The sequence below is a fragment of the Shewanella colwelliana genome (genome assembly GCF_001735525.1).
GTDB classification, from domain to species: domain Bacteria; phylum Pseudomonadota; class Gammaproteobacteria; order Enterobacterales; family Shewanellaceae; genus Shewanella; species Shewanella colwelliana.
In genome coordinates this window covers 271,013-283,269 of the sequence record NZ_MCBT01000046.1, presented here as the reverse complement: position 1 = coordinate 283,269, position 12,257 = coordinate 271,013, and the positions used below count along the sequence as shown (strand labels likewise).

Genomic DNA, 12,257 nt, shown 5'->3' with positions numbered 1-12,257 from the left:
AATTTATTTACTTAAACTTTTACGAATATGACCCAATTTTCTACGCCTTAACCTTATGTTCCAGCAGGTAATGTCCTTGCCCACCCTGCTGTTTTAAGTTGTCCTCAATCGCCACTAAACCATTCCAACGGTAGCCACACCAACTTGGTGCAAGCAGTACTGGTTTCTTAGCATAGGCAGTAACTCTGTGAAAAATAATCTCTTTGGGCGTATACCTAATCAGCTCTGATGCAGAATAGGCATAATCCTCTAATGACAATAGCGGTAATCGACCTGCACGCCAGGCTTTAGCCATGGTGCTGCCATCGACCACATGCAAAGGGTGTAACTTCAATCCATCGACACCCGCCTCCAACACCGCTTGATGGGTGTGTAAAAAGTCGGCGTGAGTTTCACCTGGTAAGCCCAAAATAAGATGAGTGCAGACTTTGATGCCAGCACCTCTTGCCCGCTTGACTGTATCTTGATAGTCGGCAAAGCCGTGGCCTCGATTAATCCGCTTAAGGGTGTCATCGTTGGCGGTTTGCAGTCCAAGTTCAAGCCAGACTTCCAAACCTCTTTGCTGATAACTTACCAACAGCGCAATCACCTCATCGGGGACGCAATCGGGACGAGTACCCACGCAAAGGCCGACAATGTCATCATCTTCTATTGCCTGATCATATTTCTCTTTTAATACCTGATACTCGTCATAAGTACTGGTATAGGCTTGGAAATAAGCGATAAATTTACTGCTTTTGGCTTGGGAGCGCTCACGCCCTTTCGCTAGCTGAACACCGATAGAGTCAATCGTTCCGTGCTCATGGCTAAATGACTCAACATTACAAAATGTACAACCTCCTCGTCCTAAGGTGCCATCTCTATTTGGGCAGGTAAATTTGGCATCTATGGTTAACTTCTTTAATCGCTGGCCATATCGCAGCTTACACTGCACACCAAACGTATTGACGTAACTATCCAGTCCCACACTAAAAATCTCTACTCACTCTCAAGCAGGCTATTTTACCTAAGCTGAGCCATTCAAACTTAGGGATATCTCAAACAACACACGATTGAAATGTGTGGTCAATCACATTAGTGATAAGTAAACAGACAGATTGTCTCATTTATTGTCCTTTCCGCATCATCAGTTGTTAAAAAATTCACTGTGCCTGCAATAAAAATCACTTTTTTAAAAAGCAAAACAATCCGACATTTTGTTACATATTAGTAAACAGAAACAACACCAACCTTCAAAATTCTTTTTATTCATAAGGTTATACAGCATCTTTATCAGTTTACGTTAACGTAAAGCCTGCTAAACGCTTGTATGAAACAGTAATTAGCAAGCAGATTTTATGCAAAAAATAGGTTTGACCTTTGGTAATGCAAAAGTTAATTTGGTTGGTTCGGGTGGCTATCAAACACAACAATTTCCCCGAGTAGTAATAGTGAGTATTAGGGAGTTTTTATATGAGCTTGTATCACCCCAGTTTTGAACGGGATAACTGTGGCTTTGGTTTGATCGCCCAGATGGATGGCGAAGCCAGTCACAGAATAGTGCGCACCGCGATTCACGGCTTAGACCGTATGAAACATCGTGGTGGTATTGCAGCTGATGGCCGCACTGGCGATGGCTGTGGTTTATTAATGCAGCTCCCCATTAAATTCTTCGAAGCGATCGCGGCAGAGAATGATTGGCACCTTAGCCGCAAGTTCGCGGTTGGCATGCTGTTTCTCAGTCAAGATGAAGAAAAGGCTGCCCAGGCTAAACTGCTACTCGAACGTGAACTTGAAAAAGAAACCTTAAGCGTTGCTGGCTGGCGTGAAGTCCCCGTTAATGCCGATGTGTTAGGGCCAATAGGGCAAGCCAGTCAACCGCAAATATTTCAAGTATTGATTAATGCCCCTATCGGATGGCGAGAGAAAGATCTTGAGCGACGCCTCTACATGGCGCGTCGGCGCTTAGAGCAACAGATGCTCGATGACCAAGACTTCTATGTAGCCAGTCTCTCAGGTCAAGCCATTGTCTATAAAGGGCTAATGATGCCCGCTGATCTGCCAGCTTTTTACCCTGACTTAGCAGACATTAGATTGCAAAGCGCCATCTGCTTATTCCACCAGCGCTTCTCCACCAATACATCACCTAAATGGCCATTGGCACAGCCATTTAGATACTTAGCCCATAATGGCGAAATCAACACTATTACCTGTAACCGCCAGTGGGCACGTGCTCGTGCGTATAAATTTAATGCACCACTATTACCCGATCTTCAACAAGCGGCGCCTTTTGTTAATGAGAGCGGTTCAGACTCATCATCGCTAGACAACATGCTAGAGATGTTACTCGCCGGCGGGATGGATCTCTACCGCGCCATGCGCTTGCTTATCCCGCCTGCATGGCAAAGTAATCCAGAAATGGACGAAGAGCTCAAAGCCTTCTACGACTTTAACTCCATGCACATGGAGCCGTGGGATGGCCCCGCAGGTATCGTCATGACCAACGGTCGCCATGTTGCCTGTGCCGTTGACCGTAATGGGCTTCGCCCGTCACGTTATGTGATCACTAAAGATAGAATTTTGACCTTGGCTTCAGAGGTAGGTATTTGGGATTACGCACCTGATGAAGTGGTTGAAAAAGGCCGCGTTGGTCCAGGGGAGCTTCTGGTACTAGACACCTTAAATGGCCAACTCTATTCATCTTTTGAAATCGATAATGACCTCAAGCGTCGCCACCCTTACAAAGAGTGGATGGCAAAGCACAGTCAAACCTTGATACCTGCCGAGCAGATGCCAAAAACAGCCCAAGGGGTATGCGAATTCTCTAACGACACACTCTTACAGTACCAAAAGCAATTTGGTTACTCTCGTGAAGAACTTGAACAAGTGATTTGGGTGTTGGCTGAAAAAGGCGAAGAAGCCACAGGCTCAATGGGTGACGATACCCCAATGGCGGTGTTATCGAAGAAGTCTCGCACTCTGTATGACTACTTCCGTCAAAAATTTGCTCAGGTGACCAACCCACCCATAGATCCTTTGCGTGAAAAACATGTGATGTCGTTGGCTACCTGCATCGGTCGCGAGCAAAACCTCTTCAACGAAACCATGGGCCATGCATACCGTGTTATGTTTGACTCGCCTGTTCTGCTGTTTAGTGACTTCAACCAGTTACTGGCGTTAGATTCAACCTATTACCGTGCCAACACCGTCGATTTAAACTATGACCTAGCAGAAGGGCTGGAAACTGCAATTAAACGCGTGTGTGATGAGGCTGAACGCCTAGCTCGTACTGGCACTACCTTGTTGATCCTCTCAGATCGAGCCACGAGTAAAAATAAGCAAGTGATCCCTGCGGCCATGGCCGTCGGCGCCGTACAACGTGTTCTGGTGGATCAAAGCCTACGCTGCGACACCAACATCATAGTTGAAACGGCATCAGCACGCGATCCGCACCATTTTGCCGTGTTACTGGGCTTTGGCGCTACCGCTATTTACCCTTATTTAGCTTACGAAAGCATCTCTGCACTTTCGCTCAAACATGGTGTCACAGAAACCCAAAAGTTGATGCTCAATTTCCGTCAAGGTATCGATAAAGGTCTGAGAAAGATCATGTCTAAGATGGGGATCAGCACCGTTGGCTCATACCGCTGTAGCCAGCAGTTTGAAGCCATTGGCTTATCCACTGATGTGGTAGAACTCTGCTTTAAAGGGGTGATCAGCCGTATCGAAGGCGCTAATTTTGATCTACTAGAAAAAGATCAGCAAGTATTGCAAAAGCTAGCCTTCCAAAAGCATCAACCACTGCCGCAAGGTGGCTTGCTTAAATATGTAGAGGGCGGCGAGTACCACTGCTTCAACCCCGATGTGGTTAACACTCTGCAAGCCTGTTTGCGCGACAAAGATTATCCAACTTACAAGCGTTTTACCCAATTAGTTGACGACAGAACTATCGCCACATTGCGCGATCTATTTGTGGTCAAAGGCGATAAGGACGCGATCACCATTGACCAAGTAGAAGGTGCAGACACCCTCTACCCACGCTTTGACAGTGCCGCCATGAGTATCGGCGCATTAAGCCCTGAAGCTCATGAAGCCTTGGCTGTTGCCATGAATCGTCTGGGTGGCCGCTCAAACTCTGGTGAAGGTGGTGAAGATCCAAGTCGTTTCAACTCGGTGCGAAATTCGGCCATTAAACAGATTGCATCGGGCCGATTTGGCGTCACGGCGCACTACTTAGTCAATGCCGAAGTGCTGCAGATTAAGGTGGCACAAGGCGCTAAGCCAGGCGAAGGTGGCCAACTTCCCGGTGACAAAGTCAGTGTCGAGATCGCAGCGCTGCGTAATGCCCGCCCCGGCGTCACACTCATATCGCCACCGCCACATCATGACATCTATTCGATTGAAGATTTGGCTCAGCTGATTTTTGACCTTAAGCAGATAAACCCCAAGGCACTGATCTCGGTCAAACTGGTCTCAGAGCCAGGTGTGGGTACCATTGCCACTGGTGTGGCCAAAGCCTATGCCGATATGATCACCATCTCAGGTTACGATGGCGGTACAGGTGCCAGCCCAATTACCTCAGTAAAATATGCCGGCAGCCCTTGGGAGCTCGGTTTGGCAGAGGTACATCAGTCGCTCGTGGCTAATGGCCTGCGTCATAAGATCCGTCTCCAAGTCGATGGCGGTCTTAAGACTGGCGCCGACGTGATTAAAGCAGCCCTACTCGGTGCTGAAAGCTTCGGTTTTGGTACCGTGCCCATGATTGCCCTGGGCTGTAAATACTTACGTATCTGCCATCTCAACAACTGCGCCACAGGTGTCGCGACTCAAAACAAGCAACTACGTGATAACCATTATCACGGTCTGCCTGAGCGTGTTATGACCTATTTTGAGTTTATGGCACAAGAGATCCGCGAGTACATGGCAGCACTTGGGGTCAGCGAATTTGAACAACTGGTTGGCCGCAGTGACTGGCTTAGCGCGTTAGAGGGCGTGACGGAGAAGCAGCAACAGTTAGACTTATCTGCCATCCTATTTAAGCCAGACATACCAGCAGGCTGTGCGCTAACGTGGCAAGAAACTAATCCAACATCCGATCAAGGTGAGTTAAACCAAACTATTATAGCTGCGGCTAAAGAGGCGGTTGAGCAGGGTGAGACGTTTAAAGCCTGTTTCAACATCAATAACACCGACCGCTCTGTTGGCGCGGGGCTATCTGGTCATATTGCCACCACAGTGGGCTTACAGGGTGCTAAAGCACCAGTAAACCTCCGCTTCAATGGCAGTGCAGGCCAAAGCTTTGGCGTTTGGAATGCGCCAGGATTAAACATGGAACTGTGCGGCGATGCTAACGATTATGTCGGCAAAGGGATGTCAGGCGGTAAACTCACCGTCTACCCACCGCTGGGCAGTATGTTCCAAAGTGAGCGTAGCGTCATTCTAGGTAATACCTGCCTCTATGGCGCCAGTGGCGGCAAACTGTTTGCAGCAGGCAAAGCAGGTGAGCGCTTCGCTGTGCGTAACTCCGGTGCAATCGCTGTGGTTGAGGGTTTAGGAGATAACGGCTGTGAATATATGACAGGCGGTATTGTGGTGGTGCTGGGTAAAACTGGAGTGAACTTTGGTGCGGGCATGACAGGCGGTTTCGCGTATGTGTTCGACCGCTTTGGTCACTTTAATCGCCGGGTAAATACCGAAATGGTCGATACCCATAAGGTGTCCTCACCGATACAACAACAGCACCTAAAAGGACTCATTGAGGAACACCTCAACGAGACAGGCAGTGAACATGCCAAAATGTTGTTAAATGATTTTGAAAACTGGATCGATTGCTTCGTATTAATTAAGCCAAAAAATGTTGCGCTTAACGATCTATTGCGACTCGAACAGTCACAACCAGAACTTTCAGTAGTAGCGGGGTAACTTCAAATGAGTAACGATTTTCAGTTTATTGAAGTGGGCCGCAAAGATCCTACTAAACACGCAGCCGCTAAACGTGCCACACAGTTTATCGAGATCTACCAGCCGTTTGCCCAACCTCAGGTGAGTGAGCAAGCCGACCGTTGCCTCGATTGCGGTAACCCCTATTGCGAATGGAAATGCCCCCTGCATAACTACATTCCCAACTGGCTAAAGCTGGCACAGCAAGGACGTATTTTAGAAGCTGCCGAACTGGTACATGAAACCAACACCCTGCCGGAAATCTGCGGCCGAGTCTGCCCCCAAGATAGACTCTGTGAAGGCGCCTGTACCCTCAATGATGAATTTGGTGCAGTCACCATCGGCAATGTCGAAAAGTACATTACTGATACCGCCATCGCCCAAGGCTGGCGACCCGACATGAGTAAAGTCACCGCACGTTCCGAGCGCGTGGCGATCATCGGTGCAGGCCCAGCGGGTCTAGGTTGTGCCGATATCCTCGCCCGCAATGGCGTAAAAACCGTGGTTTATGATAAAAACCCACAGATCGGTGGTCTACTGACTTATGGTATTCCCGCCTTCAAACTCGACAAATCGGTAATGGCCACCCGCCGTGAAGTGTTAGAAGGGATGGGGATTGACTTTAAACTCAATGTCACTGTCGGCCAAGATATTGGTTTCGATGCCTTGCTTGAACAATATGATGCTGTGTTCCTCGGCATGGGCACTTACACCGCCATGCAAGCAGGCCTGGACAATGAAGATGCACAAGGCGTCTACCAAGCACTGCCTTACCTGATTGGGAACACCCATCACATTATGGGCACCGAATCTACAGAGTCCCCTTACCTGTCACTTGAGGGCAAGAAGGTCGTGGTACTCGGTGGCGGAGATACCGCCATGGATTGTGTGCGCACCGCCGTACGTCAAGGCGCAAAAGAGGTGATCTGCGCCTACCGCCGCGACGAAGAGAATATGCCTGGTTCACGCCGTGAAGTGCAAAATGCTCGTGAAGAGGGGGTTCAGTTCCTGTTTAACCGCCAACCTACGGCGATAAAGATTGAAGCAGGCGTGGTCACTGGCATCGAGTGTATTGAAACCCAGTTAGGTGAGCCTGATGACTCAGGTCGCCGTCGCCCACAGCCCATCGAAGGCAGTGAGCAACTTATAGACGCCGATGCCATCATCATCGCCTTTGGTTTTCAGCCAAGTCCTGCCAAGTGGTTTGCCGACTACGATATTGAACTCGATCAATGGGGCCGAGTAGTGGCTCCTAAAGTCGCCGATAACCCTTTCCAAACCAGTAACCCGAAAGTGTTCGCTGGCGGCGATATGGTCCGTGGCTCAGATCTTGTCGTCACCGCTATTGCCGAAGGACGCGATGCGGCGCTTGGCATACTCAATAGCTTCGAAGGTTAATCTTGTTCGGCGCTTGCCTAAGCGCCTTATGAGGTAACTTAACCCGTTTGCTTGTGATTTCGCGCTTCATGCTTTGAAGCGCTTTTTTTTGTCTCGTCAAAACGAGGGTTGTTTTGTTTTTCGGTTAACATTACCCCGAGTTTTAAAAGTTTGTTTGAGTCGTGTTTGGCTGCCTTTTTTGGTATGTGTGTTTCAAGGTCGAACCTTCAATGAGGGTTAATGGCCTGCCGCAGGCCTTATGTGCAAGCGATCTTTTGGCACGGTGAGTGAAGCATCGCTTCATGCTAACGAACGAGAGGCAGGGATGCCGAACTGGCTTTTAGATAGGGATATTGTTGTGAATATATCCCTAAACGCTCCACAGCGGCATCTGATGTGAATGGATTCACAAATGCCGCGATGACATGGATGTCAGAGAGCGACCATGCCAGCAACGTCCACAGTTGCATCTGCACTGGGTTATTTTCTCTCTTTGATTTAACTTCATTTGGGACTAATAACGCATTAAAAGCTAACTTAATTTTTCCCCAAAGTGGGTTGGCCTTGGAATGAAGGTCTGGCATTTATATAGTTTGTTTGATTAACATTTGACGATATGTTCATTTATTAAATACGTTGAAGGTCGCTCCTTTATCGCCATCTAACGCCTGCCCAGCGAGGGATGTGCAGATACGCCTGTGAGACGCCGTGAATAAGTCCCTTTAGGCTCTGCCGAAACATCCCTGTTTCGGAAGCTCACCGACGTATCTACACTCGGTATCTCAACGTCTCTTCGATTTGGCGGATGTCGGAAGCGGGAATAAAAAACTGACTTGATTTTGCCTCAAAATGAGTTAACACGTTGTCGGTGGATCAGTACCTAACGGACATTCTGGCATGGCAATTTTCATCGCTACACCAGCGAGATGTAATTCACTACTCCCCAACCAAAAACAGGATAACTATACAGTTATATTCAAATCATCAAGATTTTGAACGATTTTCATCCTGAATTCGTGCGCGTTTTCTCATTTTTATTTAAACAAATAGTATTAAAATTAATCACTTATACTATTTGTTAAGTAGATAATAGGTTTGGAAAACGCGCATGCGCGTTTTTCCAGATGGTATATTTAGCAAAATGCTGATAAGTTCATTACATACAGATAGTTAACTGTGCGCGTTTTCACTGGTCCAACGAGGTAAACGCGCATGCGCACTAATAAAATGTTATGTGCGAGGGAGAGTATGTGCAATCTAACTGATATTGTATGGCATGACCTGCCTTTAGATGGAATATCAATAAAGACTGATTCATTAGATTTGATGATATCTCCTTACAATGAGAGCACCAAGCAATATGATGAATTGATCTTCAAGTTATATTCTTTCGCAAGTATGGCTCTTTCACTTGATGCACAATTGGATATTTCTAATCTCAAAGATATGGAAATAAGTAGTTTTGAATACAGTCAAAACAAGAATACATTGTCAGGTACAATCGGTATTCTACCTGGTAATGCTGGTTTTTGGTCTGTATCTTTTAAGGATGCTCAGTGGAGTATTCATGCAAGCACATAACCAGGGCAGGCAATCGACCTCCGGCAATTAGCACCTTTTTTGCGGTGGAGCTGCAAAAAAGCCGCCAATTACCTCCGGCGAATGCTGCCGGCGTTAGCTTTTCAGCCGATACCATCAACATAAAAGGAGTTTATTGATGAAATTTTCATTCCTAATACTTTGCATAATTACTTTTATACCTAAATTTGCATACGCAGATTATGGGGTACCTTTCGTATTTCAAAACTGCTACAAGTCGCTAGATTTTGTAACTTTTAAATTTGAGTATGTTAATCACCCAGAACAATTATATGACGAGGTTACGAAGGGTTTACCTAGCGCTGCTAGGAAAGAGCTCGAAGATAAAGGTGCAATATATCCGGGAGTAATAGATACAAGCGTTTGCAAATTAGATAATGCCACTATTAAGGTGTGGTTAGATAAAGAAAAGTTACTTTCACTTAGCATTAATGGTGTAACAAAAGTCAATAGTATCCCTATTAATGGTGGAGCTATTTTCTTTGATAAACTTATTGTTGACGGGCATAGTTTTCCAAAAGGTGCAGATAAAGGCGGTTTAAGCTTCTGTTTTTATGGTCCTGACAAAGACCGCTCTGTTACAAAAGAATATTTCTATATTTATCAGCAGTACCCGAGTGAAGAGGTAATCGATATGAAACGACTAGAAAAAGAAGTAAACGATAGGAATAATTGGGAAAAGCCTAGTTATTTCAAGGGCTGCGATGGTTTTCAGCGGTATATATAAAAAGCTAACAAGTTACTCAAACGGACGCTAAACAGTTGGCTAGCACTCGTTCCTCGTACATTTTAGCCAACAATTTCGCGCCGCTTAGTAAGGCGTTAGAGTATTTTCATCATGATCCGTTATTTATCAATTACAATTTTATTATTTTATTCTTCTTTCTCATTCGCTTCATGGAATGAACATTTTGTAAAGTACACATGCCTGCCTGAACTTGGCGTTTTTCAGATTGAAAGGTTATCCGTAGAATCGCCTAATAACTTTCATGATTCTAATGCAGTAAAGAAAAAAAGTATTTCCGAAAACCTAGCAGGTAAAAATATATATAGTATTAGTAGTGGGAATCATAACTTCACTTGCTCCATTTTTAATCACAATATCTCAGTTGATTTTGTTCCACAAAGTTATCGCCATAACTGGATTGGTGGAAAAGTGTCAATAAAAATTGGAGAAAGGTATTTAGCAAAACAATTAGATTTCTTTTCGTCGGTTCCTAGTTTAAGTAAGCTAAAAATAAACTTTAATTCATCTTCTCCATTCATTTATTACTGGAGTAATGTTTCATCTGAAAATGATATGTTTGGCTATGATGAAAGCGAAATGGTATTAACTAAAGATACAGTCATTACATATAAAGATATAGTCAATCATTACAAAAAATCGTTGCAGTAACAAATACTCTAACAAATAAGGATAGGCCGCGCGTAGCCGCGTCCTTATCCCGAGTGTTGAACAAGCCCGGGTTTGTAGGAAGTGATACCTTTATATAGTAAATAGCGGCGTGAGAGCTCACGCTGGTTTAGGTCGGGGAGCTTAATTTACACTTTTGGCTAGCCATAGCTATCCCTTAGCACTGACAGCCAATAAGTAAGCCTATAGTTTCAAAAGCTTAATCACCTCCTGCGTTTCACTTCTAGAGTTCTAAAATTTCAAAATCCTGTTATCTTACCGCTTAAACAGTGGCGCTGGGGGATCCCCTCATAATTCAGGTCTCCCAGCAGTGTGAACCAACTTTATATATTCATGCATTGCCCAGCGTAAATGCTGCGCTGTTATTCGATAGTTTTTCCTTCGCCGAACTTCTTTCCCCAATCTGACAATCGACAGCACAGGCCGGTGCCGAATGGTATTGGCCTGAAAGTGTTTTTGCCAGCCTAGATGTAAGGCAACGATACCAATTAGCCATAAGGCAATTTCTGCCAGCATAGCGATGAGCAGCAACACATCTAGCCGCTTCGGACAACGACTTTTGCAGTGCCTCAGCCCCATGCCGTATTGTGGACTCTTCAAGTCTCGAAAGGTCTCTTCGATCTGCATTCGCTTAGCGTAGAGCTTTGTCACTTGGACCGAGTTAAAGTGGTTAGGCGGTAAGTTGGTTGCCAATAGCCACGGCTCTTTGCTGCTTCTTCCGTAGCTTGCTTGGGCGGTATGATTTCTTCCTGCTTTTGATGAACGGCGGTCTTTACGACCTTTTTCTTTCGCTTTGTAGAGGTGTAAATGACAGGGCAATGGGCTTTTCCTGGCGAGGTTAACACGGCCGATGTTTTGGCTTTGTTTGTCGCTGTTGGGTAAAGCGACTTATTGGAGTGCCATTGATGTGTTCCAACATGCTGATAACTGACGTCACCACGAACACGCCCTAACCAAAACCAGCCATGACTTGCTACTTGAGCGAACCAAGTATTGCGATAGCCAGCATCGGTGACGATTAGCGGACAGCAGCTATTCGGAAGCACCTTTGCCAACTCAGTCAGAAAAACATTGTGGCTGCGAGGTGCGTTGTAATCTTTGAATTCAAAAGTACGCTCATAAAGGGTCACGCAGCGCCCTTGAACACTGATGGAGGCGCGCAATGTCATCAAGCGGAGTTGTTCTCTTACATCGGCCCAATCGACAAGCACGATAGGCATTGGGTTAGCACCGCAAAGGTGCATTGCATGCCAGCGATATACCGCCATTCGGTCATTATTGAGGTGGTGATTACCGAGTAAGCGGTCAATGCGTTTGATACAGTGCTTAGGCGCCACATTACCAGAGATGTTACGGCCTAGCTGGGTCAAAGAGAGTTGATCACCATCTAGTAATGATTTAGTGGCAACCATAAGAGATTTAAGACGTTTTTTGTGGATGGAAGAGCATTGATTGCTAAGAGAGTCATGTAGTATTGTAATGTCGCGCATGGTGTTGTTCTAGTTTGTTTTTGGCGAAATTGATTAGATCAAACAGCACCATGCGTGTCTACTAATTGATTGTAAAAGAAATTATCTGGGGATTCCCTAGATTAGGGCGTTACCGTATATCAGCTTGCCATACTTTCCCTAACAATCATCATCACTTTAAGAGCTTTGACTCTAACTAATTTCTGTCCAGAAACGATTTAACTTCTGATAGCCTAAGTCATACTAATAAGGCTAAATCGAAGAGAATGAAAGTCAACGCTACCATCAATAAATAAAAACAACTTCGTCAAATGTTACAAGCCAAAAATGCCAACACCTTCATTCGAAGGCCAGCTTATTTTTGTCCATTTTCGAGTCAGCGAGTCTGCGCTGACTCACTTATGTCCAAAAACGATTTAACTTCTGATTGCCTAAGTCATACTAATAAGGCTAAATCGAAGAGAATGAAAACTCGGTGC

At 45.6% G+C, this 12,257-nt stretch carries 7 protein-coding genes and 1 pseudogene; 5 read left to right on the top strand and 3 right to left on the bottom strand.

Annotation, left to right across the window (positions count from 1 at the left end; all coding sequences use genetic code 11):
• Positions 1-40 precede the first annotated feature (40 nt).
• On the bottom strand, positions 41-967 hold the full coding sequence (gene mnmL / locus BEL05_RS16730) for a tRNA modification radical SAM protein MnmL/YtqA (protein ID WP_028762725.1): 927 nt from the start codon (positions 965-967) through the stop codon (positions 41-43).
• Between the two features lie 485 nt (positions 968-1,452).
• On the opposite strand from mnmL, the gene gltB reads away from it, so the two are divergent.
• Both gltB and BEL05_RS16720 read left to right on the top strand, forming a co-directional pair.
• A complete protein-coding gene (gene gltB, locus BEL05_RS16725) occupies positions 1,453-5,901 on the top strand; it encodes a glutamate synthase large subunit (protein WP_069671867.1) in 4,449 nt (1,482 codons plus the stop codon).
• 6 nt (positions 5,902-5,907) lie between these two features.
• A complete protein-coding gene (locus BEL05_RS16720; RefSeq protein ID WP_069671866.1) occupies positions 5,908-7,317 on the top strand; it encodes an FAD-dependent oxidoreductase in 1,410 nt (469 codons plus the stop codon).
• A 284-nt stretch (positions 7,318-7,601) separates the two neighbouring features.
• On the opposite strand, the gene BEL05_RS16715 is transcribed toward BEL05_RS16720, so the two are convergent.
• Entirely contained in the window at positions 7,602-7,880 is a 279-nt protein-coding gene (locus tag BEL05_RS16715) for a hypothetical protein (RefSeq protein WP_069671865.1), read from the bottom strand.
• Positions 7,881-8,508: 628 nt separating this feature from the next.
• Here BEL05_RS16715 and BEL05_RS16710 point away from each other — a divergent pair.
• The 3 genes from BEL05_RS16710 to BEL05_RS16700 all read left to right on the top strand — a co-directional run bounded on the left by BEL05_RS16710 (position 8,509) and on the right by BEL05_RS16700 (position 10,291).
• On the top strand, positions 8,509-8,877 hold the full coding sequence (locus BEL05_RS16710) for a hypothetical protein (RefSeq protein WP_139151908.1): 369 nt from the start codon (positions 8,509-8,511) through the stop codon (positions 8,875-8,877).
• A 136-nt stretch (positions 8,878-9,013) separates the two neighbouring features.
• The gene (locus BEL05_RS16705) at positions 9,014-9,622 is read left to right on the top strand and encodes a hypothetical protein (protein WP_069671863.1); all 609 of its coding nucleotides are present in this window, start codon (positions 9,014-9,016) and stop codon (positions 9,620-9,622) included.
• A gap of 111 nt (positions 9,623-9,733) precedes the next feature.
• The gene (locus tag BEL05_RS16700; RefSeq protein ID WP_069671862.1) at positions 9,734-10,291 is read left to right on the top strand and encodes a hypothetical protein; all 558 of its coding nucleotides are present in this window, start codon (positions 9,734-9,736) and stop codon (positions 10,289-10,291) included.
• 306 nt (positions 10,292-10,597) lie between these two features.
• On the opposite strand, the pseudogene BEL05_RS16695 reads toward BEL05_RS16700, so the two are convergent.
• Positions 10,598-11,799, bottom strand: a pseudogene (locus BEL05_RS16695) (IS4 family transposase).
• Positions 11,800-12,257: the final 458 nt, after the last annotated feature.

What these genes read in the sequence shown, in the direction of transcription:
- BEL05_RS16720 (WP_069671866.1), top strand. Translation starts at nt 5,908, where the DNA reads ATGAGTAACGATTTTCAGTTTATTGAAGTGGGCCGCAAAGATCCTACT.
- BEL05_RS16700 (WP_069671862.1), top strand. Translation starts at nt 9,734, where the DNA reads ATGATCCGTTATTTATCAATTACAATTTTATTATTTTATTCTTCTTTC.
- BEL05_RS16705 (WP_069671863.1), top strand. Translation starts at nt 9,014, where the DNA reads ATGAAATTTTCATTCCTAATACTTTGCATAATTACTTTTATACCTAAA.
- BEL05_RS16715 (WP_069671865.1), bottom strand. Translation starts at nt 7,880, where the DNA reads ATGCCAGACCTTCATTCCAAGGCCAACCCACTTTGGGGAAAAATTAAG.
- BEL05_RS16710 (WP_139151908.1), top strand. Translation starts at nt 8,509, where the DNA reads ATGCGCACTAATAAAATGTTATGTGCGAGGGAGAGTATGTGCAATCTA.
- gltB (WP_069671867.1), top strand. Translation starts at nt 1,453, where the DNA reads ATGAGCTTGTATCACCCCAGTTTTGAACGGGATAACTGTGGCTTTGGT.